This is a genomic window from Alistipes provencensis, from assembly GCF_900083545.1.
Taxonomy (GTDB): Bacteria; Bacteroidota; Bacteroidia; order Bacteroidales; family Rikenellaceae; genus Alistipes; species Alistipes provencensis.
In genome coordinates this window covers 456,235-482,624 of the sequence record NZ_LT559262.1, presented here as the reverse complement: position 1 = coordinate 482,624, position 26,390 = coordinate 456,235, and the positions used below count along the sequence as shown (strand labels likewise).

Genomic DNA, 26,390 nt, shown 5'->3' with positions numbered 1-26,390 from the left:
AAGCCCCTCCCGAGGGAGGGGTTTGGGGTGGGGTAGATTTGAAGACGCGGCCAACGGCCGCGGGAGTCCGGCGGTTGGTTGCCTCCGGACGGTAAGGAAGGTACGTTAGGTTAAAAAATGAGATAACATGAAGGTCTATAAATTCGGAGGCGCGTCGGTGCGGAATGCCGACGGCGTGAGAAACCTGCGCAAAATCATCGACGACGAGCAGAACCTCTTCATCATCGTCTCGGCGATGGGCAAGACGACCAATGCGCTGGAAAAGGTGTTCGAAGGATTGCAGAGGGGCGACAAACAGTTCTCGCTGGAGCATGTCGGGGAACTGCGCAAATACCACGCGGAGATCATCGACGACCTGTGGCACGGCCCCAAAAGCCTGCCGGCGGTCGACGCGCTGTTCGACGAACTGGAGAAAGTGGCCGTGGAGACCGTCTATAAACCGGCCGATGCCGAGTTGTGGTACGACACGATCGTGGCCTGCGGCGAGCTGGTCTCGACGACGATCATCTCCGAATACCTCAATTACGCCGGGGTTCCCAACCGCTGGATCGACATGCGCCGCTGCTTCCTCACCGAGCAGCGCCACAAGGATGCCGGGGTGGACATCGAGGCTTCGACGACGCTGCTGAAAAACGCGCTGGGCGAGTGCGGCGAGAATATCTTCATCGGACAGGGATTCATCGGCGGCGCCCCCGACGGCACGACCACGACGCTGGGCCGCGAGGGCTCGGATTATTCGGCGGCCGTGGTGGCCAACATCCTCGACGCCGAGTCGATGTCGGTGTGGAAGGATGTGGACGGCGTGATGAACGCCGACCCGAAGGCGTTCCCCGATGCCGTGCAGATCACCGAACTGAACTACCTCGACACCATCGAGCTGGCTTACAGCGGTGCCCAGATCATCCATCCCAAAACGATCAAACCCCTCCAGAACAAGAACATCCCGCTCTATGTGCGTCCTTTCGGCGACAAGCGCAAACCCGGCACGGTCATCCGCGGCATGTCGGCTCCGGTCGACGTGCCCATCCTGATTCTCAAGAAGGATCAGGTGCTGCTGACGATCCGTTCGCGCGACTTTTCGTTCGTGCTGGAGGAGAAATTCGCCACGATCTTCTCGCTGCTGGAGCGTTTCCGCATCAAGGCCAATCTGATCCACAACTCGGCCGTGAACCTGAGTCTCTGTGTCGACAACTCGTGGCACATCGACGAGGCGATCGAGGCGCTGCGCGAGGCGGGCTTCGACGTGATGAAGGCCGAGAACATGGAACTGCTGACCGTGCGCGGCTATACCGACGAGCTGTGGCGCAAATATGCCCGCGGGCCGCAGGTCTTCGTGCGGCAGGCGACGCAGTCCACGGTGCGTGTGGTACGGAAAAAGGAGTGTTAGCAACACTCCTTTTTTAGTTCATCCTACTCCTGCCCCTGCCGGAGCCGGTGGATGATGCCGATCATCGAGGTGTCCTTGATCTCGCCGCCGCGCTTCATGTTCCAGATCGTGCGGGCGATATAGCGTTCGATGTCGCGCTCCAGCCGTTTGTAGAGCGCGCATTTGGTGTAGTTTTCGTTGTCGAGCAGCACGTCGCGGATCGAGCGCAGCGAGTTGGTGTAGTTGGACATCTCGTTCTTGAGCGCTACGCCCTGCTTCTTCGACGCGGTGATCTTGGCGATCGACATCGCCCGCAGCTTCTCGCACACGGTGTTCAGGGCGATCATCACGACGTTGTCCATCAGCGTGTGGCCGTGCATGAACAGGTAGGCGCTCTCGGGACTCAGCCCGCGCTCCTTGAGCTGCTCCTCGAATACCTTCATCGGCTCGATCATCCGCGGGTTGCGCTGGCGGAGCAGGTTCTCGCGCTTGGTGACATTGCGCTGCAGCCACTCCAGCGTCTTCTCGCCGTTGTTCTCGATGTCGAGGTAGCCGATGCGCACCGACTGTTTGAAGTCGATCAGCGGAAAGATGTTCTCCGAGGCCAGTTGTGCCGAGTAGGCGTACCAGACGAACAGCGGGTAGATCGTGCACGAGTATTCGTGCATGAACTTTACGAAGTCGAAGATGCGCGTATCGTTCTTGGTGGCTTTCACGCAGACGTTGTGCAGCGAGGGGGCGTAGCAGAGGTAGTTCTCGGTGGCGTAGGCGTAGGTGTGGAACATGAACTTGCTGTTGTTGACCTCTTTGGACTGCGGCGTGCGGTTGGCGAAGAGGTAGTCGAAGTCGGAATCGACGCAGAGGATCAGCTCCTCGGACGAGCGGGGGATCATCCCCATCAGCACCTTCTTGCCTTTGGGCAGGTCGCCGCGGTCGGGCACCGAAATCTCGAACCGCAGGTAGGGATTCTGGAAATGGTCGAAGATGCCGCGCCAGAAAGCCACATCCTCGTAGCCTTCGACGTAGACCTTCACCAGCCGCTGGTCGGGGTTGGCGGGCAGGGGTTTGGGAAGCTGGTCGAGCGTCGCCGGCTGCGAGAACGGATTGAACCGGCGCAGTTTTTCGCGGAACTTTTTAGCCATATTCTTACAATATACGAAAAGACCGGAAGAGTTCAAAACCGGATCGCAGGCGGTACGGCAAACTTTCCGACTGATAAACGTGTCGTTACGACACCAAAGGTAGCATATTTCGGCACATTCGAATCACACGGTCCGGCAAATTTTCAGCGATTATTGAAATTTAAACGATTAAGTGAGTATTTGTCGCACTTTTTTCATTATCTTCGCCGAAAACCTGAACAATGAAACCCATGCGAACCTTACTGCTTTTGCTGCTGCTCGGAGCCGCAGCCTGCTCCGACGACAAGAAAACGGCTCCTCCCATCGAGCCTTGGCCCGAGACCGGAATGGAGGATGCCACCTATATCAATAACGGTGAAATTCAGTTGGGCGTGGACATGGACCGCGGCGGCGCGGTGTTCCACTTCTCGGAGGTCAACACCAAACGCAACCTGCTGAATCACTGCGACGAGGGCCGCTTCGTGCAGCAGTCCTACTACGGCGAGGCGGACGGGAGCGTGTGGAACGGCACTCCCTGGGTGTGGAATCCGATTCAGGGCGGCAGTTGGCAGGGCCAGAAGGCCGAAGTCACCGAACAAAAGGTGGAGCAGAGTTCGCTGCGCGTCACGACCATTCCGATGCACTGGGCCTCGGGGAAACCCATCTCCGAATGCCGGATGATCGAGTCGATCACCCTCGAGGGCCGTATCGCTCACATCCGCTATACGTTCAGCAACCGCGGTTCGGGGGCTACGGACCATCCCGCCACGTCGCAGGAGGTGCCTGCCGTGTTCGTGGACTGGGACCTGAAGAATTATGTCTTTTACGACGGCGACAAGCCGTGGACGGGCGGCGAACTCAAATCCGAAGTCCCGGGACGGTTGGACCTGACCGGCAGCAACGAGGAGCGCAGCCGCACGGAGCATTGGGCGGCGTATGTCGACGACACGGGGTGGGGCATCGGCGTCTACACGCCCGGAACGGAACTTTCGACGACCTACCGCTTCGGCTCGGGTCCCGGAGGTCCCACGAGCGGGGCATGCTCCTATTTCGCACCGATCCGCATCTTCGCCATCACGGAGGGACTCTCCTATACTTATGACGTTTATATGATGATCGGCACCGTCGAGGAGCTGCGTGCGGCGTTCTACGCTATTTACAGAAAGGAGTATGCCGAGTAGTTCCGGTGGGGCCGCACGCGATTCGGTTTTGGAGCCGTCCGTTCTTTTTTCTATCTTTGCAAAAAATAATTCGCCCGTTCCGGCGTTTTATTTCAACCATTTGAACAGCTATGGCGGACAACGACTGGAAAGCGCGGTTGGGGATGGTCTATTCGACCGATCCCGGCTTCAAATACGAAACGGCCGATGAGCCCGAGGCGGAAACCCTGCCCCCGGCACGGCAGGACCTGCGGGTGTGGCTAGACCGCAAGCAGCGGGCCGGCAAGGTCGTGACCCTCGTCAAAGGCTTCGTGGGCTGCGACGGGGACCTGCAGGAGCTGGCACGCCTGCTGAAAACCAAATGCGGCGTCGGAGGCGCTGCCAAAGAGGGTGAGATCATCATTCAGGGCGACCACCGCGACCGCGTAGTCGATATTCTAACCCGCAGCGGTTACCGTTGCAAGAAAGCCGGCAACTGACGTGCGCCGGCTGTTGTTCCTGCTCGCGGCGCTCGGCGCCGTCTGCTGTGCCGAGCGCGCCGCTGCACAGTACTACACATGGGGTTCGGACGCCCCGATGAAATGGTCGACGATCCGCACGCCCGACGTGCGGATGATCTATCCCGACACCGTTTCGGCCGTCGCCCGGCGCACGCTGTTCTACATCCGCACCGTGCAGCCCGACATCTCCTACGGCTTCCGCCATGGTCCGATGCGCATTCCTTTCGTCATGCACCCCGAGAATTTCCAGTCGAACGGACTGGTCATGTACCTCCCCAAGCGCGTGGAGTTCCTCACCTCGCCGGCCATCGAGGGCTACTCGATGCCGTGGTACAAACAGCTCGTGGCCCACGAATACCGCCATGCCGTGCAGTACAACAACCTCGACCGGGGCGTCATCCGCGCCCTGAGCTATGTGCTGGGACAGCAGGGTTCGACCATCGGCCTGCTGTGCATGCCGATCTGGGCCATGGAGGGCGACGCCGTGATGTCCGAGACGATGATGTCGTCGTTCGGCCGGGGTTTGCAGCCTTCGTTCTCGATGGCCTACCGTGCGATGGGCAGTGTCGGCCGCGAACGCCGCAACATCGACCGCTGGTTCTGCGGCTCCTACCGCGACTACATTCCCGATCACTACGAACTGGGCTACCAGATATGTTCCTATGCCTATGAGCGTTACGGCGAGAATGTCTGGGACAAGGTCGCGTGGTACGGCTCGCGCAACCCCTATGTGCTGGCCACCACGCGCGTCGCGCTGGGCAAATTCTACAAAACCAACGTTTCGAAACTCTTCCGCGAGACGTTCGACGAACTGGAACACTACTGGGATTCGCTGCCCGCGGAGGAGGACAGCGCCGCGACCCTGACCGATCTCCCCGAGAAGAATTATACCACCTACCAGTGGCCCCTGCCGCTGGGCGATACTGCCGTCTTGTCGCTCAAGACCGACCTCGACCGTGTGTCGCGCTTCGTGCGGATCGACCGCCGCACGGGTGAGGAGCAGCATATCTGTTACACGGGACAGGTCTCGACGCGCCCCTCGCTGAACGGGGAACGGGTCTGGTGGACCGAATACCGCCGCTCGAAGCTCTTCGAACAGCGCGTCAACTCGCAGCTTTGTTATATGGACCTCGCCGACGGCGTACCCCGCTCGGTCGCCGGACGCCGCCGGGCGCTCTTTCCGGTGGAGACACCGGACCAACTGGGCTGGGTCGAGTACAATCCCGACGGCCGCTATACGGTCGTCGTGCAGCGCGGTGCGGAACCCGAACGGCGTCTTTCGACGCCCGACCGGGCCGAGGTGCACGGGCTGGCGTGGGACGACCTGACGGTGGCGTGGTACGTCCTCATCACCGACGACAGCGGCATGTGGATCGGCCGCATCGACAGCGAAGGGGTCCATCCGATCACCGAGGGGGCCTACATCACCCTTTCGAACCTCCGGGCCGCGGACGGCAAACTCTACTACGGCTCGATCGCTTCGGGCAAGGACGAGGCGCATTGCTACGACCTGATGGCCCGCCGCGAATACCGTATCTCGACCTCGGCCTACGGCTCCTTCTCGCCGGCTCCGGCCGACGGCCGCGTGCTGCTGACGACCTACGACCGCCGCGGCTACCGCGTCACGGAGCAGGCGGCGGACAGCGCGCTGATCCCCGTCGTGTCGTCGCGTCTGCCGGTCAACCTCGTCAATCCGCCCCGCAAGCGCTGGGACGTGGTGAACCTCGATACGGTGAGCTATACGCGCATCGACTCCGTCGAGCAGTCGGGAGAGTTCCGCGCGAAGCGTTACCGCAAGGTGCCCAATCTGGTCAATGTCCACAGTTGGATGCCGTTGGCTTTCAATCCCTTTGCGGCGGTCGACGAACACGTCATCGACCTCAATCTGGGCTTCACGCTCCTGTCGCAGAACCTCCTGTCGAACACCGAGGCATACGCCTCTTACGGCTGGAACCGCAGCGAGGGTTCGCTGGTGAACCTCGGGGTGCGCTACTTCGGACTGGGCGTGCGCTTCGACCTCGACGCTTCCTACGGCGGCAACCAGCTCTTCTATTCGCTCGGTCAGTATAACCAGCAGACCGGGAAATACGAATACCAGTCGCGTCCGGCGCCCGACAAATACTACTCCGTAGGACTGTCGGCCACGCTGCCGCTCTACTTCCAGCAGGGCTACCATACGCGCCAGCTCTCCGTCTCGACGGGCTGGAACTACTCCAACGGCATGGTCGCCAATATGCGGGAGATCGAATGGGGGCAGGGCGGGCTGATCTCCAACATCCAGCATGTCGGATTCCGCAAGGGACTGCACAAACTCTCGTTCGGCGTGGGCTTTTCGGATCAGGTGCGCATGTCCCACCGCGACATTGCACCCCGCTGGGGCTACACCCTCAGCACGAACTACACGTTCAATCCCGCGAACTCCCATTTCAGCGACCTGATCTCGTTCTACGGGCAGGCTTACCTGCCGGGATTCGCGCTGCACAATTCGCTGAAAGTGGCCGCCACTTACCAGACGTCGCTCGGAGGCTACAAATACCCCTCGGGCTATTCGCCGCTCAGCTACCGCTCGACGCGCCTCATTCCCCGCGGATACACCTCGGCGGATATTCTTTCGAACAACTACACGGCCGTGTCGCTCGATTACCAACTGCCGGTGTGGTGTCCCGAGGGCGGCATTGGCTCGGTAATCTACATCAAGCGCATCCGGCTCAACGCGGGCGGCGACTATGCGCAGTTCCGCGACGCAGGGCATGACGTCTGGCGGCGTATCTGGTCCGTGGGCGGCGACCTCGTCGTCGACTTCAACGCCTTCCGCCAGCCGGCGTCGGCCACCTCGACCTTCAAACTGTCATGCTACAAGCCCTCGAAGGGCAGCATGTGGTTTGCGGCGTCGGTGGGACTGCCGTTTTAAGGAATAATTTGTATCTTTGGCTTCGCCTTAGATACTCCCGCTCGGCAATGTTCAAATAAATTTGACATTGCCCTCGCTTATTCGTATCTTTACCGCAAAATTCGGTCGTATGACACAACGTAAAAAGACAGGCGTGAGCCCGAAAACGATAAAATGGATCTGGTGCGTGGCGCTTGCGCCTTTCGCGCTTCTGGCCGTGATGCTGCTGCTGACGGCTTTGGGCGTGTTCGGACGCATGCCCTCGTTCGAGGAGCTGGAGAACCCCCGCAGCAACCTCGCCACGGAGATTTATTCCGAGGACGGCAAGGTCATCGGCTCGTTCTTCGTCCAGAACCGTTCTTATGTGCAGTATGCCGACCTCTTTCCCTCGGACTCGACGCTCCACATCCGTCTGGGCGAGCACGAGGTGCCGCCGATCGTCGCGGCGCTCGTTTCGACCGAGGACATCCGCTTCCGCAGCCACTCGGGCATCGACATCCCCTCGCTGGCGCGTGTGGCCGTGAAGACCCTGCTGTTGCAGAACACCTCGCAGGGCGGCGGCTCGACCATCACTCAGCAGTTGGCCAAGAACCTCTTTCCGCGCGACACGGCCCGCAACCGCGGCGCCATCGTCCGCAAGGCCAAGCTCGTGACGTCGAAACTCAAGGAGTGGATCACGGCCCTCAAACTCGAATACAACTACACCAAGGAGGAGATCGTTGCGATGTACCTCAATACGGTGGAGTTCGGCTCGAACGCCTACGGCATCAAGTCGGCGGCCCATACCTTCTTCAACAAGGAGCCCGACGAACTGAACGTGCAGGAGGCTGCCGTGCTGGTAGGGGTGGTGAACGCTCCGACGCGCTATTCCCCCGTGCGCAATCCGGACAATGCCATTGCGCGCCGCAACCTCGTGCTTTCGCGCATGGAGGAGGCCGGGGCGCTGACGCGCCGACAGCGCGACTCGATCGCGGCGCTGCCCATCGTGCTGAACTACAAACCCATATCGCATAACGAGGGTTCGGCGACCTATTTCCGCGAGATGCTGCGTCTGGTGATGAATGCCGAGCGGCCCAAGCGCAGTCAGTTCTATAACGAATGGGATTACGACCAAGCGGTGAAGGAGTACGACGAGAATCCGCTCTACGGCTGGTGCCTCAAGAACCGCAAGGCCGACGGCACGCCCTACAATATTTACCGCGACGGACTGAAAATCTATACCACGATCAACTCCGTGATGCAGGCTTATGCCGAACAGGCCGTGCAGCGGCAGATGGAGAAGGAGATCCAGCCCAAGATGGACGCGCAGTTCCGCAATACGAAGACGCTCTTCATCGACGCCGACCGTGCGGAGCGCGAGCGCATCATGCGCCACGCCATCCGCTATTCGGACCGCTACCGCGAGATGAAGAACGCCGGGGCGAGCGAGAAGCAGATACAGGCTGCGTTCGACAAGCCCTGCAACATGAAGGTCTTCACCTACAAGGGCGAGCGCGACACGCTGATGACCCCGCGCGACTCGATCCTCCACCACAAACGGATCATGCGGGCCTCGATGGTGGCGCTCGATCCCCGCACGGGCTTCGTAAAAGCCTATGTCGGAGGGCCTAACTTCCGTTACTTCAAGTACGACATGGCCCGTCAGGGCAAGCGGCAGATCGGTTCGACGATCAAGCCCTTCGTCTATACCTTCGCCATCGACCACTTGGGGATGACCCCCTGCACGATGGTTCCGAACCTGCCGACGACCATCGAGACGGCCAACGGCACGGCGTGGTCGCCCAAGGAGGCCGGCAACGTCGAGTACGACGGGGTGCTGCATCCCCTGAGCTGGGGCCTTGCGCGCAGCCGCAACAACTATTCGGCGTGGATTATGAAGCAGGCCAAGCAGCCCGCGGCCGTGGCCGACTTCATCCATAACATGGGCATCCGCAGTTACATCGATCCCGTGCCGGCGCTGGCCCTCGGCTCCTCGGAGTCGAACGTCTACGAACTGGTGAGCGCCTTCTCGACCTTTGCCAATCAGGGCGTACACACCGATGCGATCTTCGTGACGCGCATCGAGGACCGGCAGGGCAACCTGATCGCCTCGTTCATCCCCCAGTCGCAGGACGCCATCAGCGAACGCACGGCTTACACGATGCTCACGATGCTGCAGGGCGTGGTCAATTCGGGAACGGCGGGCCGCCTGAAATGGCAGTTCGGGTTCAACGACGTGGAGATCGGCGGCAAGACCGGAACGTCGAACAAGAACCGTGACGCGTGGTTCATGTGCGTGGCTCCGAAGCTCGTCGCAGGGGCTTGGGTCGGCGGCGAAGACCAGTCGGTGCACTTTATTCGCGGCGGCGAGGGCAGTGTGATGGCCCTGCCGATCGTCGGCGACTTCATGAAGAAGGTCTACGACGACGGTCGTCTGGGCATCGGCCGCGGGGACCAGTTCCTGCGTCCGGCGATGATGCCCCGCTACGATTGCGACGAGGAGGCCGATCCCGCGGGGCCGGATAACTCCGACGAGGACGACTTCTTTGATTGATGATTGCGGCCGGCCATTGTGCCGGCCGATTTTTTTGCATTTTCTGCTGAATTCGTTATATTTGCCCCCGGAGCTTCCGTGTACGGTTCGTCCGAGCGGGAACGATGATCACTTTATTGACTTTATCAGGATGAAAATTGCTATTGTGGGCGTCAGCGGTGCTGTGGGCCAAGAATTTCTGCGGATTTTGGAGGAGCGTACGCTTCCGGTGGACGAACTCGTGCTGTTCGGTTCTCAGCGCAGTGCAGGACGAAAATACAAGTTCCGCGGAAAGGAGATCGAGGTCAAGCTGCTGCAACACAACGACGATTTCAAGGGGATCGATTTCGCCCTGACCTCGGCCGGGGCGGGAACCTCGCGCGAGTTCGCCGATACGATCACCAAACACGGCACGATCATGATCGACAACTCGAGCGCCTTCCGCATGGATGCCGACGTGCCCCTCGTGGTGCCGGAGGTCAACCCCGAGGATGCGAAGAATGCGCCCCGCCGTATCATCGCCAATCCCAACTGCACGACGATCCAGATGGTCGTGGCGCTGAACGCCGTCGAGAAGGTCTCGCACATCACCCGCGTGCACGTCTCGACCTACCAGTCGGCCAGCGGCGCCGGAGCCGCCGCCATGACGGAGCTTGAGACGCAATATGCCGAGATCGGAGCCGGCAAGGAGCCCACGGTGTCGAAATTCGCTTTCCAGTTAGCTTATAACGTGATCCCGCATATCGACGTCTTCACCGACAACGACTACACGAAGGAGGAGATGAAGATGTTCCACGAGACGCGCAAGATCATGCACTCGGACATCCGCGTGTCGGCGACCTGCGTGCGCGTTCCGGTGATGCGTGCCCACTCGGAGAGCGTATGGCTCGAGACCGAGCGTCCGGTGTCGGTGGAGGAGGCCCGCGCGGCTTTCGCCAAGGAACCCGGCGTGGTGCTGATGGACGAACCGGCGGAAAAGATCTACCCGATGCCACTGTTCATCGCCGGCAAGGACCCCGTTTATGTGGGCCGCATCCGCAGGGACCTGACCTGCGACAACGGACTGACGTTCTGGTGCGTGAGCGACCAGATCAAGAAAGGCGCGGCGCTCAATGCCGTGCAGATACTCGAGACTTTGATCTGATTTTCGGTTTTGCAGGGGCATCCCTGCTTTCATTTTAGGGCGGCACGAGTGGGACGTATTTGTTACGGTCCATCCGTGCCGTCCTTTGTTCGTATGCGAAATGTATGATAATTGCGACCTTTCGGAACAAAATTCCTTCAATTATGACAACTTCCGTAAAGGTAAAATTCCGCATTTCGCGTGTCCCGGGCAAGGCCGGGAGTATCTGTTATCAGGTGACGCACGGCCGTCAGGTCCGCCGTGTCGCCACCCGCATCCGCATCCTGCCCGAGTGGTGGGACGCCGAAGCCGGGCATATCCGGCCGTTTCCGGGCGAGGCGTCCGTGCTCCGGCATCGCATCGACAGCGACGTGGCCCTGCTGCTGCGTATCGTCCGCGACCTGACGCTCGAAGGACGTCCGTACACGGCGGACGAGGTCGTCGCCCGGTTCCGTACACCGCATTGTGACGCCACCGTACTGGCATTTCTTCGTGGACAAATCACCCGGCTGACAGCCGAAGGGCGGCTGGGGACGGCGCGCAACTATGCGCGGACGCTCAACAGTTTTTCGGATTTTCTCGGCGGTGCGGACCTCCCGTTTGCGGCCCTCACCGAGCCGCTGGTCGAGGAGTACAGCGCCTACCTCATGCGGCGTGGCGTCGTCCGCAACACCGTGTCGTTCTACATGCGCAACCTCCGCGCCGTCTACAACAAAGCCGTCCGGCAGCACCTTACGGAGCAGCGTTTTCCCTTCGGCAGCGTCTATACGGGCATCGACCACACCCGGAAACGGGCCGTCGACGAGCGGCTCATCGGTCGTCTCCGGAACCTCGACCTGAGTGCCTCGGCTGCCCTGACGCTGGCCCGCGACCTCTTTATCTTCAGCTACTGTACGCGCGGCATGGCGTTTATCGATATGGCTTTCCTGCGGAAATGCGACATTTCGGGCGGCGAGATCCGTTATGTGCGGCGCAAGACGGGACAGCAGATGACCGTGCGTCTGGAGGCGTGTATGCGGGAGATTGTCCGGCGGTACGAATGGCGCACCCGGAGCACGCCCTATGTCTTTCCGCTGCTGACGGCCGAGGAGCCCGGCAGGGCCTATGGGCAGTATCAGGTGGCGCTGAACTATTACAACCGCCTGCTGAAACGGCTTTCACAGCGTCTCGGGTTCGAGGGCAACCTTTCGTCCTACACGTCGCGCCACAGTTGGGCGACGGCGGCGCGCAACCACCGGGTGCCGATTACGGTCATCAGCGCAGGCATGGGACATACCTCCGAGCGCACGACCCGGATTTATCTCTCTTCGCTGGAGAGTTCGGTGATCGACTGCGCCAACCGGAAGATTCTCTCGGCGCTGAACCGGATATGACGCAAAGGGCCGGATTCGACAGAATCCGGCCCTTTGGTTTGTCATTTCACCTCCCAGTCGTCGGTGCGGAACGAGGAGACGGGGATGCCGGAGCTGTTGAACAGCGTCGCTTCGGCGTAGTTGCGGAACGCATAGCGCACGGCGACGGGCTCCGCAACGGCATCGCTCGAGACGATCAGGCGGCCGTTGCCCTTCCTGATCCGGGCCGTGGCGGGGTGGAACACGCGGTCGGCACCGGCGATCTCGAAGCCCGTGAGCGTGTCGCCCAGCGGGGCGAGGCCCTCGCGGCCAGTGCGGAAGGTCAGGCAGGCTTTGTTGCCGGCGATTTCCATCTTCTCGAGTACGGGCGTGTCGGCGTCGATGCCCTTCATGCCGTAGGTTTTCGACAGCGCCAGCCATGCCAGACGTGTGCCGACCTGCTCTTTTTGGGCAGGGTGGATGCAGTTTTCGTTGCCGATGTCCAGCGTCACGGCCATGCCGCTCGCGGGGATGTCCTGCAGGTTGCGCAGTTGGGCTTCGCGCAGCAGGGCCGAACCCACTTCGTCGGGGTTCTCATAGCGGTAGGGCGCGATCTGCACATAGTAGAACGGCAGTTCGCCCTGTGCCCAGCGTTCGCGGAGCATCTTCACAAAAGCCGGCATCAGCGCCCGGTACTGGTCGGGCCGCAGTCGGTTCGATTCGCCCTGATACCAGAGGAATCCCTTGACTGTATAGGGTACGAGCGGTGCGATCATGGCGTTATAGAGTCCGCAGGGTTTCATCTCCGGTTTTTCGATCCGGGCCTCGCCGTCGAGGAACGAGAGGTCGAACTCCTTGAATGCGCTCATCGTTTCGCGGTCCATCCACGTCTCGACGGGCGTGCCGCCCCAGCAGGTGACGATGACGCCCACGGGAACCTCCAGCACCTCCTGCAGGTAGCGTGCGAAGAAGTAGGCCGTGGCGCTCGTCGCGGCGACGGCTTCGGGGGTGTGCTGCTGCCATCGGGCCGTGCACTCCTCCTGCGGGGTGCGGGCCGTGGCACGGTTCACGGTGCAGAGGCGGATCGGCGTCGCGGCCTTGGCCCGCATGATTGCGTCGGCCGAACCTTCGACGGGCTGGTTGTTGAATCCGCGCACGGGCATCTCCATGTTCGACTGCCCGGAGCAGAGCCACACCTCGCCGATCAGGACGTCGCGGAGCGTCAGCGGCTCGCCGTCGCTCAGCTCGATCGTATAGGGACCTCCGGCAGCCGGGGTCGGCACGGCGACCTGCCAGCGGCCGTCCTTGCCGACGGCGGCGGTCACGGGCTGCGAGCTCCACGAGGGGCGGATGGTGACTTTCTTTCCGGGAGCGGCCTTGCCCCAGAACTGCGCTTCGGACTGCTGCTGGAGCACCATGTTGTCGCCGAAAATGCCGGGCAGGACGACTTTTGCCTGCATCGTGAGGGCCGTGCCGAGCGCGGCCAGTGTGAGAAGGATTCGTTTCATGATTCGTTATCGGATTTTATCGAGTTCGACGGTGAAATGGCGCAGGATCGGCGCCTCGAAGGTGATGCGGTAACCCGTGGTGATCTCCGCACGGCGCTCGTAGATGTTGCGGCAGGCGGCGGCGATCACGCGGATGTGGTTGTCGGTGTAGACCCGGCGGGGAATGGCCAGCCGCAGCAGTTCGAGCGCGGGGTAACGGTTCTCGTGGGTGTCGGGGTCGCGGTCGGCGAGAATCGAGCCGATCTCCACGCCGCGGATGCCCGCCTCGAGATAGAGTTCCACGGCCAGCGTCTGGGCGATGAACTGCTCTTTGGGGAGATTCGGCAGCACTTTTTTGGCGTCGACGAAGATGGCGTGTCCGCCGGCCGGCCGCTGGTAGGGTACGCCGTATTCGTCCAGCAGGTCGCCCAGCAGCTTCACCTGCCGGATGCGGGCGTCGAGCTGTTCGAACTCCGTATTCTCGTCGAGTCCCACGGCCAGCGCGTCCATGTCGCGCCCCGACATGCCGCCGTAAGTGACGTAGCCTTCGAATAGGATGCTGAACGACATGGTCTGCTTGTAGAGCTCTTCGGAGCGCATCGCCACGAAGCCGCCCATGTTCATGACGCCGTCCTTCTTGGCCGAGATGGTCATGATGTCGGCATAGGTGAACATCTCGTGCACGATCTCCTTGATCGTCTTCGAAGCGTAACCCTCCTCGCGGGTCTTGATGAAGTAGGCGTTTTCGGCGAAGCGCGCCGAGTCCATCAGCAGGGGCACCCCGTAGCGGCGGCACAGTTCGGCCGTTTCGCGGATGTTGCGCATCGATACGGGCTGGCCCCCGGCGGTGTTGTTGGTGACGGTCAGCACCACGCAGGGTACCTTTTCGCGCGGATTTTCGCGCAGCACGGCTTCGAGTTTGGAGAGGTCCATCTCGCCCTTGAACGGCAGTTCGAGCTGGGTGTCGGCCGCGGCGTCGATCGTGCAGTCCACGGCGTGGCAGCGGCGGAACTCGATGTGGCCCTTCGTGGTGTCGAAGTGCGAGTTGCCCGGGACGATGTCGCCCGCTTTGAGCAGCGCCGAGAAAATGACGTTCTCGGCGGCGCGCCCTTGGTGCGTGGGCAGGAACCACGGCATTCCGAAGAGCGTCGTGACGGTTTCCCGGAGCCGGAAATAGGACGACGCTCCGGCGTAGCTCTCGTCGCCGGTCATCATCGCGGCCCACTGGCGGTCGGACATCGAGCCCGTGCCCGAGTCGGTCAGCAGGTCGATCGTCACCTCGTCCGCGCGCAGCTTGAAGAGGTTGTAGCGGGCTTCGCGAATCCAAGCTTCGCGCTCCTCGCGCGTGGAGGTGCGGATGGCCTCGGTCATCTTGATTTTGTACGGTTCGGCGTATGGAAGTGTCATTGCAGGGTGGGTTTTAGGTTGCGATTCGGTAGGTATTTTTACCAAAAATACAAAAATTTTGTATTTTTGTGAAAGCGGGCACTCTATTTGTTCGAAAAAATGTCGAATTGATATTTCGGATACCATGCAAAAATACCGTTGCACCTGCTGCAAATACATCTACGATCCCGTGCTGGGCGACCCGGAGCACAATGTGGGCCGGAACACGCCGTTCGATGCGCTGCCCGACGACTGGGTGTGCCCCGTCTGCGGCAAAGGCAAATGGGCTTTCGAAGCCGATGAAGAACCCTAAAAATAGCTGTATATGACTCAATTTATCACCTTATTCGTAATTCCTTTGATTATGGCAACGAACGATACCGCAGCCGAACCGCGCTTCACGCCGCAGGACCTGCCCTACGCATACGATGCGCTCGAACCGGCGATCTCCGGCGAGACGATGCACTACCACCACGACAAGCACTATGCGGGCTATGTCGCCAAGCTCAACGAGCTGATCCTCGACACGCCCTTTGCCGCACAGCCGCTCGAGGACATCATCCTCTCGGCCGACGGCGCGATCTTCAACAACGCCGCGCAGGCTTGGAACCACGAGTTTTTCTTCGAAGGACTCTCCCCGAAGCCGCAGAAAGCGCCTTCGGGCAAGTTGCTCGAGGCCGTCAACCGCAGTTTCGGCTCGTTCGACGGGCTGAAGACACAAATGGGACAGACCGCCGCCGGGCTGTTCGGTTCGGGCTGGGTGTGGTTGGCCGAGGACGGGGACGGTAAACTGGTCGTCGTCGCCGAACCGAATGCCGGCAATCCGATGTGCCGGGGTCTGAAGCCGCTGCTGGCGATCGACGTCTGGGAACACGCCTACTACATCGACTACCGCAACCGCCGCGCCGACGCCGTCGCCGCGCTGTGGGACATCGTCGACTGGCGTGTCGTGGAGGAGCGTTACGCCCAAAAATAGCCCTCCGGGCACCCTGTACCGCTGCCGCTTCCCGTTTCCGGGAGGCGGCTTTTTTTCGTGTCCGGAATGGCGAATTTGTAATCAAAATTCGCCTTTTTGTTATTTTTTTGGTTCGCCAATGTGCTTTTCTGCGTAAAAGACCGTATCTTCGCACCGCAGAAACTGCGATTCGAACGGAATGTTGGAGAGACTTCGATATATGTTGATCCTGCTGCTCTTTGCTTTGGCGGGAAATCTTGGAGACACCTCGTTTCAGGACGCGGGAGGCGTACAGCCTTCGCTCGACGAGACGGTGACGGCGTGTCCCCCGGCAGCCGTCCGCAACTATTTCTCCGTCGCCCTCTGTTCGTGCAGCGCCTCGATCGAGGCCCCCGTCGCGCCGACGGACCACAAAGCTGTCGTCCGTCTGCTCGGCGACTCCCGCACGGCTGCCGCTGCGGCTTACGACGCCGGCGTGGTGATGCGCACCCGTTCGCGGGTCCTGCATGCCGATCCCGTGGATTATTACGTCTACTCGCTGGAGCGCATCCGGATTTAGCCCTTTCCCTTTTTCAGTTATGTTTCTCCGGGAGTCGTCTTCCCGGATTTGTGGCGTTTTCATGCGCCGAATATAATTCGTAAAACAATCGCATATGTATTTTACGCTGTTGGTGGTCGTCATCCTTACGGCCATTGCGCTGGTCGCAGTCGCGCTGGGTATCGCCCGCGCCATTTCGCCGCGTTCGTACAACCCCCAGAAGGGCGAAGCCTACGAATGCGGCATCCCGACGCGCGGCCGCTCGTGGATGCAGTTCAAGGTGGGTTACTACCTCTTCGCCATCCTCTTCCTGATGTTCGACGTCGAGACGGTGTTTCTCTTCTCGTGGGCCGTGGTCGTGCAGGATCTGGGTGTCTACGGACTGGTGAGCATCCTCTTTTTCCTGCTGGTACTGATTCTGGGCCTTGCCTATGCATGGCGGAAAGGAGCTTTGGAATGGAAATAAAAAGACCGAAAATCAAGTCGATGAAGTACGAGGACTTCAACGACAACGAGTACATCGAACGGATGATCGCCGAGCTGCGCGAGAGCGGCACCAACGTCATGGTGGGTTGTCTGGACGAGCTGATCGAGTGGGGCCGCAGCAACAGCCTCTGGCCCCTGACGTTCGCCACGAGCTGCTGCGGCATCGAGTTCATGGCCGTCGGCGCCGCGCGCTACGACTTTGCCCGGTTCGGGTTCGAAGTAGCCCGCGCCTCCCCGCGGCAGGCCGACTTCATCATGGTCGCCGGAACCATCACCCATAAGATGGCCCCGGTGCTCAAGCGTCTTTACGACCAGATGGCCGATCCCAAATATGTGATCGCCGTGGGCGGCTGCGCCATCAGCGGCGGTCCGTTCAAGCGGTCGTACCATGTGGTCGACGGCGTGGACAAGGTCCTGCCCGTCGACGTCTACATCCCCGGGTGCCCGCCGCGCCCCGAGGCGATGCTCTACGGACTGATGCAGCTCCAGCGCAAGGTGAAGGTGCAGAAGTTCTTCGGCGGCGTGAACCGGCAGGTGGGCCGGGAGGAGTACGAAGAACTGCTCCGGCGCGACCTGACGGCCGAAGGGAACGAACTGAATGTGGAAGGAGAAGAAAAGCATGAATAGCAACCTCATAGACAAGATTACGGCATGGGAGCCCCGCGCCGTATGGACCGAAGGCGGCGACGGGATGTTCACCGTCCCGGCGGACGGCTTTCACGATCTGGCTGAGCGTCTGCGGGCCGACGGATTCGATTTCCTGCGCAGTCTCACGGGCATGGACTGGGGCGAGGCGGGCTTCGGCGTGGTCTACCACCTCGAGGCGACCGCGACGGGTGAGAACGTCGTGCTGCGGACGCTGACGGAGGAGCGCGGGCGTCCGGTGCTGCCCTCGGTGTGCGACCTGTGGAAGGCCGCCGAACTGAACGAACGCGAGGTGTTCGACTACTTCGGGGTCCGGTTCCTGAACCACCCCGACATGCGGCGCCTGTTCCTGCGCGACGACTGGGTGGGATATCCCCTGCGCAAGGATTACGACCCGGAGCAGAACCCCCTGCGCATGAGTAACGAGGTGTCGAAGGACAGCTCGCCGACCTACGAACTGCAATCCGACGGCAGCTATATCCGCAAGCGCAACGTGCTTTTCGAGGAGGACGAGTACGTCATCAACGTCGGTCCCCAGCACCCGGCGACGCACGGTGTGCTGCGTTTCCGCGTGTCGCTCGAGGGTGAGATCATCAAGAAACTCGACGTGCACTGCGGCTACATCCACCGCGGCATCGAGAAGATGTGCGAGGAGCTGACCTATCCCCAGACGCTGGCCCTGACGGACCGTCTCGACTACCTCGGGGCGGCGCAGAACCGCCATGCGCTGTGCATGTGCATCGAAAAGGGGCTGGGTGTGGAGGTTTCCGAACGCGTGCAGTACATCCGCACGATCATGGACGAGTTGCAGCGCATCGATTCGCACCTGCTGTTCTTCGCCTGTCTCTGCATGGACATGGGGGCCCTGACGGCCTTCTTCTACGGATTCCGCGACCGCGAGAAGGTGCTCGACATCCTCGAGCAGACCACCGGCGGCCGCCTGATCCAGACCTACAACACCATCGGCGGCGTGCAGGCCGACATTCACCCCGATTTCGTGCGCAAGACCAAGGAGTTCATCGCCTATATGCGTCCCAAGTTGCGCGAATACCACGAAGTCTTCACGGGCAACGTCATCGCGCAGGAGCGTCTGAAAGGCACCGGCGTGCTGACGCGTGCGGATGCCGTCTCGTTCGGCGCCACGGGCGGCACGGGCCGCGCCTCGGGCTGGGCCTGCGACGTGCCGGGCGGCACGGGCCGCGCCTCGGGCTGGGCCTGCGACGTGCGCAAGCGCCATCCCTATGCGATGTACGGTAAGGTCGACTTCGAGGAGGTGTTGTTCCCCGAGGGCGACTGCTTCGCCCGCTACATGGTCCGCATGCGCGAGATCGAGCAGAGCATGAACATCATCGAACAGTTGATCGACAACATCCCCGCGGGCGAGTACCAGTTGAAGATGAAGCCCGTGATCCGCATTCCCGAGGGCAGCTACTACGCCGCCGTCGAGGGGAGCCGCGGCGAGTTCGGGGTCTTCATCGAGAGCCGGGGCGACAAGTTCCCCTACCGCATGAAGTTCCGCTCGACGGGCCTGCCGCTCGTTTCGTGTCTGGAGACCATCGCCCGGGGGACGAAGATCGCCGACCTGATCGCCATCGGCGGTACGTTGGATTATGTGGTTCCGGATATTGACCGATAAAAAAGACACAATATGTTCGACTTTTCTATAATTACAAGCTGGGTCCACGGACTGCTGACGTCGCTGATGCCCTTCGGGCTGGCTGTCTTCATCGAATGCGTTCTGGTCGGCGTCTGCCTGCTGCTGATGTATGCGGTGATCGCCATCGTGATGATCTTCATGGAGCGCAAGGTCTGCGCGGCTTTCCAGTGCCGTCTGGGCCCGGTGCGCGTGGGTTTCTGGGGACTGCTGCAGGTTCCTGCCGACGTGCTGAAGATGCTCACCAAGGAGATCATCACCATCCGCCGTTCGGACAAGTTCCTCTACAACCTCGCGCCCTATATCGTCATTCTGGCCTCGGTGCTGGCTTTCGCCTGCCTGCCCGTGAGCAGGGGGCTCGAGGTGCTGGACTTCAACGTGGGCGTCTTCTTCCTGATGGCCGCCTCGTCGATCGGCGTGGTCGGCATCCTGCTGGCCGGGTGGAGTTCCAACAACAAGTATTCGCTCATCGGCGCCATGCGAAGCGGTGCTCAGATGATCTCGTATGAGCTTTCGATCGGCCTTTCGATCCTCACGATCATCGTGCTGACCGATACGATGCAGTTCTCCGAGATCGTGGCCCGGCAGGCCGACGGGTGGTTTCTCTTCAAAGGTCACATTCCGGCGTTCGTGGCCTTCGTGATCTACCTCATCGCCGGCAACGCCGAGGTCAACCGCGGACCGTTCGACCTCCCGGAGGCCGAGTCGGAATTGACGGCGGGTTATCACACCGAGTATTCGGGCATGCACTTCGGCCTGTTCTACGTCGCCGAGTTCGTCAACCTGTTCATCGTCGCGGGCGTCGCCGCCACCATCTTTCTCGGGGGCTGGATGCCGCTGCACATCTCGGGTTGGGAGGGCTTCAACGCCGTGATGGATTATATTCCGGGCTTCGTCTGGTTCTTCGCCAAGGCTTTCTTCGTGGTGTGGCTGCTGATGTGGATCAAGTGGACGTTCCCGCGTCTGCGGATCGACCAGATCCTGACCTTAGAATGGAAATATCTCGTCCCCATCGGGCTGGCCAACCTGCTGCTGATGGTCATTGTCGTCGTCTTTAAACTGCATTTCTGATTATGAGCTATATCAAAGGACTGTTTCACGGCGTGGGAACCCTGATGACCGGCATGAAGGTCACGCTGACGGAGTTCTTCACCCCGAAAGTCACGGAGCAATATCCCGAGAACCGGGCTACGCTGAAGATGTACGACCGCTTCTGCGGCGAGCTGACGATGCCCCACGACGCCGAGGGCCGCAACAAGTGCATCGCCTGCGGGCTTTGCCAGTCGGCCTGCCCAAACGGCACCATCCGCCTCACGACCGAGACGGTCACCGATCCCGAGACGGGCAAGACCAAAAAACGGCTGGTGCGCTACGAATACGATCTGGGGTCGTGCATGTTCTGCCACCTGTGCGTCAACGCCTGTCCGACCGGCGCCATCCGCTTCTCGACCGATTTCGAACATGCGGTCTACACGCGCGAAAAACTCGTCAAACAACTCAACCGACAGTAAGCCATGGAAATCACACTCGAACTCATCGTATTCACGGTCTTGGCGCTGTTCATCGGCGTCAGCGCGATACTCGCCGTGACGACCAAGCGCATCCTGCGTGCCGCAACCTACCTGCTGTTCGTGCTGTTCGGCACGGCGGGCATCTATTTCCAGCTCAACTACTCGTTCCTCGGGGCCGTGCAGTTGCTGATCTACGCCGGCGGCATCACGGTACTCTACGTCTTCTCGATCCTGCTCACCTCGAGTCAGGGCGACAAGGCCGAGGACCTCAAGGGCTACAAGCTCTTCGCGGGGCTGGGCGCTACGCTGGCGAGCCTCGGCATCTGCCTCTGGGTGATGCTCCGGCACGACTTCAACCCCTCGCATTTCGAGCACGGCGAACTGCATGTGCAGACCATCGGCCACGCGCTGATGAGCCCGGAAAAATACGGCTACATCCTGCCCTTCGAGGTCATCAGTATCCTGCTGCTGGCCTGCATCGTCGGGGGTATCCTCATCGCACGCAAACGTTAAAAAGGTACGGCTATGATAAAAATGGAATATTACCTCGTCGTCTCCACGATCATGATGTTCGTGGGCATCTACGGGTTCGTCACGCGGCGCAACCTGCTGGCGATGCTGATCTCCGTGGAGCTGATCCTCAATTCGGTGGACATCAACTTCGTGGTCTTCAACCGCTTCCTCTTTCCCGAGCAGCTCGAGGGGTTCTTCTTCACGCTCTTTGCCATCGGCATCAGCGCGGCGGAGACCGCCGTGGCCATCGCCATCATCATCAACATCTACCGCAACATCCGCAACATCGACGCCAAGAGCCTGCGGGAGATGAAGTGGTAACAAACGACCCGTTATGGAATATACGATTCTGATACTTTTACTGCCTTTCGTGAGCTTCCTCGTACTGGGGCTCGCGGGGATGAAGATGCGCCCCGTCGTGGCGGGCCTCTTCGGTACGGCCGTGCTGGCCGTGGTGGCGCTGCTGAGCTATTACACGGCTTTCGAATACTTCTCGGCCGGACGAGACGCCGCGGGCGTGTTCCCGACGCTGATCCCTTGGAACACCGTGTGGCTGCCCATCGGCGGTGCGTTGCACATCGATCTGGGGGTGCTGCTGGACCCGATCTCGGTGATGATGCTCGTGGTGATCTCCACGGTCTCGCTGATGGTCCACATCTACTCGCTGGGCTACATGAAGGGCGAGCGGGGCTTCCAGCGTTATTATGCGTTCCTCTCGCTCTTCACGATGAGCATGATGGGGCTGGTGGTGGCCACCAACATCTTCCAGATGTACCTCTTTTGGGAGCTGGTGGGCGTCAGCTCCTACCTGCTGATCGGCTTCTACTATACGAAAAAGGAGGCTGTGGCCGCTTCGAAGAAGGCTTTCATCGTGACGCGTTTCGCCGACCTCGGCTTCTTGATCGGCATCCTGATTTACGGCTACTACGCCGGGACCTTCTCCTTCACGCCCGAGGCCAACCTGCTGGTGGCCGCCGGGACGATGATCCCGCTGGCGCTGGGGCTGATGTTCATCGGCGGTGCGGGCAAGAGCGCCATGTTCCCGCTGCACATCTGGCTGCCCGATGCCATGGAGGGCCCGACGCCCGTGTCGGCGCTGATCCATGCCGCGACGATGGTCGTGGCGGGCGTCTACCTCGTGGCGCGGATGTTCCCGCTGTTCATCGGTTATGCCCCCGAAGTCCTGCACTGGACGGCCTATATCGGGGCCTTCACGGCGCTCTATGCGGCGGTCGTGGCCTGCGTGCAGAGCGACATCAAGCGCGTGCTGGCGTTCAGCACCATTTCGCAGATCGGTTTTATGATCGTGGCGCTGGGCGTCTGCACCTCGGCCGATCCGCACGCCGGAGGGCTGGGTTACATGGCCTCGATGTTCCACCTCTTCACCCACGCCATGTTCAAGGCCCTGCTGTTCCTCGGCGCGGGGTGTATCATCCATGCGGTACACTCCAACGAAATGTCGGCCATGGGCGGACTGCGGCGCTATATGCCGCTGACCCATGCGACGTTCCTCGTGGCGTGCCTCGCCATCGCGGGCATCTGGCCCCTGAGCGGATTTTTCTCCAAAGATGAGATACTGACCGCCTGCTTCGCCTTCTCACCCGTAATGGGGTGGGTGATGACCGTCATCGCGGGCCTCACGGCGTTCTACATGTTCCGCCTCTACTACGGCATTTTCTGGGGCACGGAGAACCGCGAACTCCATGCCGCGCACACGCCGCACGAAGCTCCGCTGACGATGACCCTGCCGCTCGTGTTCCTCGCTGTGGTGACCTGCGTGGCCGGATTCATCCCCTTCGGGAAGTTCGTTTCGAGCGACGGCGCGGCCTACACGATCCATATCGACACGGGCGTCGCCGCCGTCAGCCTTTGCGTGGCCGCCGCGGCCATCGCGCTGGCGACGTGGATGTACGCCCGCGACCGGCAGCCCGTGGCCGACAAACTCGCCGCGACGTTCAGCGGACTGCACCGGGCGGCTTACCGTCGTTTCTATATCGACGAGGTCTACCAGTTCATCACCCACCGGGTGATCTTCGCCTGCATCTCGACGCCTATCGCGTGGTTCGACCGCCATGTGGTCGACGGTTTCATGGACCTTCTGGCCCGGGGCACGCACGGCGTCGCCTGCCTTATCCGCGACATGCAGAGCGGCAGTGTGCAGCGTTACTGCATCTGGTTCCTCGGCGGTGCGCTGGGCCTTACGATCCTGATACTTTTAATCTGCTAATCGGAAAGTTGTTATGAATATACTATCCCTGTTTCCGGCCATCCCGCTCGTGATGATGCTGGGTTTGTGGCTCTCGAAATCGACGCGGCAGATACACACCGTGATGGTCGCGGGCTCCTCGCTGCTCGTGGCGCTGGCCGTCGTGCTCGTGGTGCAGTACCTCGGGCTGCGCGGCGCGGGCGAGACGGCGGCGATGCTCTTCACTGAAAGTTATGTCTGGTATGCGCCGCTCAACATCCACTACGCCGTGGGCGTCGACGGCATTTCGGTGGCGATGCTCCTGCTGTCGGCCATCATCGTCTTCACCGGCACGTTCGCCTCGTGGCAGATGAAGACCGACATCAAAGCCTATTTCCTCTGGTTCTGCCTGCTGAGCGTGGGTGTCTTCGGGTTCTTCGTCTCGGTGGACCTCTTCACGATGTTCATGTTCTACGAGGTGGCGCTGATCCCGATGTACCTGCTGATCGGCGTCTGGGGCAGCGGCCGCAAGGAGTACGCCGCCATGAAACTGACGCTCATGCTGATGGGCGGTTCGGCGCTGCTGCTGATCGGCATTCTGGGCATCTACTTCGGGGCGGGCGCCACGACGATGAACATTCAGGAGATCGCCGCCCTGCACAACATTCCCGTCGCGTTGCAGCGCATCTGGTTCCCGCTGGTATTCGTGGGCTTCGGCGTGCTGGGAGCCCTGTTCCCGTTCCATACATGGAGTCCCGACGGTCACGCCTCGGCTCCGACGGCCGTGTCGATGCTCCACGCCGGGGTGCTGATGAAGCTGGGCGGATACGGCTGTTTCCGCATCGCCATGTACCTCCTGCCCGAAGCCGCGCAGGAGCTGAGCTGGATATTCATCGTCCTGACGACGGTTTCCGTGGTCTACGGCGCTTTCGCGGCCTGCGTGCAGACCGACCTGAAATACATCAACGCCTACTCCTCGGTGTCGCACTGCGGACTGGTGCTCTTCGCCGTGCTGATGATGAACACCGCGGCCGGTACGGGCGCCGTGCTCCAGATGCTGAGCCACGGCCTGATGACGGCCCTCTTCTTCGCCCTGATCGGCATGATCTACGGCCGGACCCATACGCGCGACATCCGCCAGTTGGGCGGGCTGATGAAGGTGATGCCCTTTCTGGCGGTGGGCTATGTGATCGCGGGCCTCGCCAACCTCGGGCTTCCGGGTCTGAGCGGCTTTGTGGCCGAGATGACCATTTTTAACGGTGCGTTCATGCACGCCGACACGTTCCACCGGGTTGTCACGATCATCGCCTGTACGTCGATCGTCATCACGGCGGTCTACATCCTGCGCGTCGTCGGGAAGATTCTCTACGGAACGTGCGGCAATCCCGAACACCTGAAACTCTCGGACGCCACATGGGACGAGCGTCTTTCGGTCATCTGCCTCGTCGCGGCCATCGCCGGCATGGGTCTGGCGCCGCTGTGGGTGAGCGACATGATTCGCGGCAGCGTGACGGAGGTCATCACACACATAATGAATTAAGCGACTATGGATTACACCTCGATATTTACGCTGATGCGGGCCGAAGTGACCCTCACGGCAATCCTCGTCCTCGTGTTCCTCTACGACCTCGTGGCCGGGGAGCGCGGCCGCCGCTGGTTTTCGGCCGTGACCTGCGGCCTACTCGTCGTGCAGGTCGTGGCCAGCCTCCTCCCGGGCGGAGAGGGCGAACTCTTCGGCGGGATGTTTCAGTATCATCCGATGCACGGCATCGTCAAGGGCGTCCTCGCCGTGGGTGCGCTCGTCGTCTGCCTGCAGGCGAACACATGGCTGCGGCGCGAAGACACGCGCCACAAGCAGGGCGAGTTCTACATCTTGACCCTCTCGACGCTGCTGGGCATGTATTTCATGATCGGTGCGGGCAATTTCCTGTTGTTCTTCATCGGGCTCGAACTGGCTTCGGTGCCGATGGCCTGTCTGGTGGCTTTCGACAAGTACAAACGCTTCTCGGCCGAGGCCGGGGCCAAATACATCCTCTGCGCGCTGTTCTCGAGCGGGTTGATGCTCTACGGCATCTCGTTCCTCTACGGGACCACCGGGACGCTCTATTTCGACGACATGGCGGCCCGCCTGACGGGTTCGCCGCTGCAGGTGATGGCGCTGGTCTTCTTCTTCTCGGGACTCGGGTTCAAGATCTCGCTCGTGCCGTTCCACCTCTGGACCGCCGACACCTATCAGGGAGCGCCCACGACGGTGACTTCGTATCTTTCGGTGGTGTCGAAAGGCGCCGCGGCCTTCGTTCTGCTGACGGTGCTCGTGAAGGTCTTCGCCCCGATGGTGGAGCAGTGGCAGACGCTGCTCTGGATCGTCACGGTGCTGAGTATCACCGTCGCCAACCTCTTCGCCATCCGGCAGAAGGACCTCAAGCGTTTCATGGCCTTTTCGTCCATCTCGCAGGCGGGATACATCATGCTGGCCGTCATCGGCGGCAACGCCCTCGGCATGACCTCGCTGGTCTTCTATGTGCTGGTCTACATGGCCGCCAACCTCGCGGTGTTCGGCGTGCTGTCGGTCGTCGAGCAGCACAGCGGCGGCAAGGTGGGGCTGGAGGACTACAACGGCTTCTACAAGACCAATCCCCGGCTGGCGGTGGGGATGACTTTGGCGCTCTTCTCGCTGGCGGGAATTCCGCCTTTCGCGGGCTTCTTCTCGAAATTCTTCGTCTTCGCGGCGGCCTTCAAGGGCGGTTTCCACTGGCTGGTATTCATCGCGCTGATCAATACGGTGATCTCGTTGTATTACTACCTGCTGATCGTCAAGGCGATGTACATCACTCCCAACGATACGCCGGTCGGAACGTTCCGCACCGACCGCTACACGCGCATCAGCCTTGTGATCTGCATGGCCGGGGTGCTGCTGCTGGGCCTCGTGAGCGCCGTTTACGACGGCATCAACCTCTTCGCGTTCGGGCTCTGATTCCGGACCCGGACGGCATGCGAGGCACGGTTTTCCGCGCCCCCGTGCTTTCG

At 61.1% G+C, this 26,390-nt stretch carries 23 protein-coding genes; 20 read left to right on the top strand and 3 right to left on the bottom strand.

What is annotated here, in order from left to right; translation table 11 throughout:
* Positions 1–127: 127 nt before the first annotated feature.
* The gene (locus BN5935_RS02080) at positions 128–1,387 is read left to right on the top strand and encodes an aspartate kinase (protein ID WP_064974628.1); all 1,260 of its coding nucleotides are present in this window, start codon (positions 128–130) and stop codon (positions 1,385–1,387) included.
* Between the two features lie 23 nt (positions 1,388–1,410).
* On the opposite strand, the gene BN5935_RS02075 is transcribed toward BN5935_RS02080, so the two are convergent.
* Positions 1,411–2,508 (bottom strand): DUF4435 domain-containing protein, encoded by a 1,098-nt coding sequence (locus tag BN5935_RS02075; RefSeq protein WP_064974627.1) that lies wholly within the window; start codon positions 2,506–2,508, stop codon positions 1,411–1,413.
* A 221-nt stretch (positions 2,509–2,729) separates the two neighbouring features.
* Between BN5935_RS02075 and BN5935_RS02070 the strand changes: the two genes are divergently transcribed.
* The 6 genes from BN5935_RS02070 (at position 2,730) to BN5935_RS02045 (ending at position 12,045) form a co-directional block, all read left to right on the top strand.
* The gene (locus tag BN5935_RS02070; RefSeq protein WP_064974626.1) at positions 2,730–3,668 is read left to right on the top strand and encodes a hypothetical protein; all 939 of its coding nucleotides are present in this window, start codon (positions 2,730–2,732) and stop codon (positions 3,666–3,668) included.
* A 110-nt stretch (positions 3,669–3,778) separates the two neighbouring features.
* A complete protein-coding gene (locus tag BN5935_RS02065; RefSeq protein WP_064974625.1) occupies positions 3,779–4,126 on the top strand; it encodes a translation initiation factor in 348 nt (115 codons plus the stop codon).
* Position 4,127: 1 nt separating this feature from the next.
* Entirely contained in the window at positions 4,128–7,058 is a 2,931-nt protein-coding gene (locus tag BN5935_RS02060; protein WP_064974624.1) for a DUF2268 domain-containing putative Zn-dependent protease, read from the top strand.
* Positions 7,059–7,167: 109 nt separating this feature from the next.
* The gene (locus BN5935_RS02055) at positions 7,168–9,570 is read left to right on the top strand and encodes a transglycosylase domain-containing protein (protein ID WP_064974623.1); all 2,403 of its coding nucleotides are present in this window, start codon (positions 7,168–7,170) and stop codon (positions 9,568–9,570) included.
* 130 nt (positions 9,571–9,700) lie between these two features.
* Positions 9,701–10,693, top strand: coding sequence for an aspartate-semialdehyde dehydrogenase (locus tag BN5935_RS02050; protein ID WP_064974622.1), 993 nt, complete (start codon positions 9,701–9,703; stop codon positions 10,691–10,693).
* Between the two features lie 143 nt (positions 10,694–10,836).
* Complete coding sequence (locus BN5935_RS02045) at positions 10,837–12,045, top strand: site-specific integrase (protein ID WP_064974621.1); 1,209 nt, start codon at positions 10,837–10,839, stop codon at positions 12,043–12,045.
* Positions 12,046–12,086: 41 nt separating this feature from the next.
* Here BN5935_RS02045 and BN5935_RS02040 read toward each other — a convergent pair whose 3' ends face one another.
* Complete coding sequence (locus BN5935_RS02040; RefSeq protein WP_064974620.1) at positions 12,087–13,511, bottom strand: sialate O-acetylesterase; 1,425 nt, start codon at positions 13,509–13,511, stop codon at positions 12,087–12,089.
* 6 nt (positions 13,512–13,517) lie between these two features.
* Positions 13,518–14,897 (bottom strand): tryptophanase TnaA, encoded by a 1,380-nt coding sequence (locus BN5935_RS02035; RefSeq protein WP_064974619.1) that lies wholly within the window; start codon positions 14,895–14,897, stop codon positions 13,518–13,520.
* A gap of 124 nt (positions 14,898–15,021) precedes the next feature.
* Between BN5935_RS02035 and BN5935_RS02030 the strand changes: the two genes are divergently transcribed.
* From BN5935_RS02030 to BN5935_RS01970, 13 genes are all read left to right on the top strand, one after another.
* Positions 15,022–15,189: a rubredoxin gene (locus tag BN5935_RS02030; protein WP_064974618.1), complete on the top strand. Its 168-nt coding sequence runs from the start codon at positions 15,022–15,024 to the stop codon at positions 15,187–15,189.
* A 51-nt stretch (positions 15,190–15,240) separates the two neighbouring features.
* Positions 15,241–15,852 carry a superoxide dismutase gene (locus tag BN5935_RS02025; protein WP_064976799.1) on the top strand — a complete coding sequence of 204 codons (612 nt, stop codon included), beginning with the start codon at positions 15,241–15,243 and terminating at the stop codon, positions 15,850–15,852.
* Positions 15,853–16,030: 178 nt separating this feature from the next.
* The gene (locus BN5935_RS02020) at positions 16,031–16,390 is read left to right on the top strand and encodes a hypothetical protein (RefSeq protein ID WP_235820980.1); all 360 of its coding nucleotides are present in this window, start codon (positions 16,031–16,033) and stop codon (positions 16,388–16,390) included.
* Positions 16,391–16,484: 94 nt separating this feature from the next.
* Positions 16,485–16,835 (top strand): NADH-quinone oxidoreductase subunit A, encoded by a 351-nt coding sequence (locus tag BN5935_RS02015; protein WP_064974617.1) that lies wholly within the window; start codon positions 16,485–16,487, stop codon positions 16,833–16,835.
* Positions 16,826–17,482, top strand: coding sequence for an NADH-quinone oxidoreductase subunit B (locus BN5935_RS02010; RefSeq protein ID WP_064974616.1), 657 nt, complete (start codon positions 16,826–16,828; stop codon positions 17,480–17,482). Before BN5935_RS02015 ends, BN5935_RS02010 begins: the two co-directional genes overlap by 10 nt.
* Before the next feature lie 64 nt (positions 17,483–17,546).
* A complete protein-coding gene (locus BN5935_RS02005) occupies positions 17,547–19,136 on the top strand; it encodes an NADH-quinone oxidoreductase subunit D (RefSeq protein ID WP_204244926.1) in 1,590 nt (529 codons plus the stop codon).
* 12 nt (positions 19,137–19,148) lie between these two features.
* Positions 19,149–20,225, top strand: a complete 1,077-nt coding sequence (gene nuoH, locus BN5935_RS02000) for an NADH-quinone oxidoreductase subunit NuoH (protein ID WP_064974614.1) — start codon at positions 19,149–19,151, stop codon at positions 20,223–20,225.
* Positions 20,226–20,227: 2 nt separating this feature from the next.
* Positions 20,228–20,665: a 4Fe-4S binding protein gene (locus BN5935_RS01995; protein WP_064974613.1), complete on the top strand. Its 438-nt coding sequence runs from the start codon at positions 20,228–20,230 to the stop codon at positions 20,663–20,665.
* Between the two features lie 3 nt (positions 20,666–20,668).
* A complete protein-coding gene (locus tag BN5935_RS01990; RefSeq protein WP_064974612.1) occupies positions 20,669–21,178 on the top strand; it encodes an NADH-quinone oxidoreductase subunit J family protein in 510 nt (169 codons plus the stop codon).
* Between the two features lie 12 nt (positions 21,179–21,190).
* Positions 21,191–21,499: an NADH-quinone oxidoreductase subunit NuoK gene (gene nuoK / locus BN5935_RS01985; protein WP_064974611.1), complete on the top strand. Its 309-nt coding sequence runs from the start codon at positions 21,191–21,193 to the stop codon at positions 21,497–21,499.
* A gap of 13 nt (positions 21,500–21,512) precedes the next feature.
* Positions 21,513–23,405: an NADH-quinone oxidoreductase subunit L gene (gene nuoL / locus BN5935_RS01980; protein ID WP_064974610.1), complete on the top strand. Its 1,893-nt coding sequence runs from the start codon at positions 21,513–21,515 to the stop codon at positions 23,403–23,405.
* 13 nt (positions 23,406–23,418) lie between these two features.
* Positions 23,419–24,903: a complex I subunit 4 family protein gene (locus BN5935_RS01975; RefSeq protein WP_064974609.1), complete on the top strand. Its 1,485-nt coding sequence runs from the start codon at positions 23,419–23,421 to the stop codon at positions 24,901–24,903.
* Between the two features lie 6 nt (positions 24,904–24,909).
* A complete protein-coding gene (locus BN5935_RS01970; protein WP_064974608.1) occupies positions 24,910–26,337 on the top strand; it encodes an NADH-quinone oxidoreductase subunit N in 1,428 nt (475 codons plus the stop codon).
* Positions 26,338–26,390: the final 53 nt, after the last annotated feature.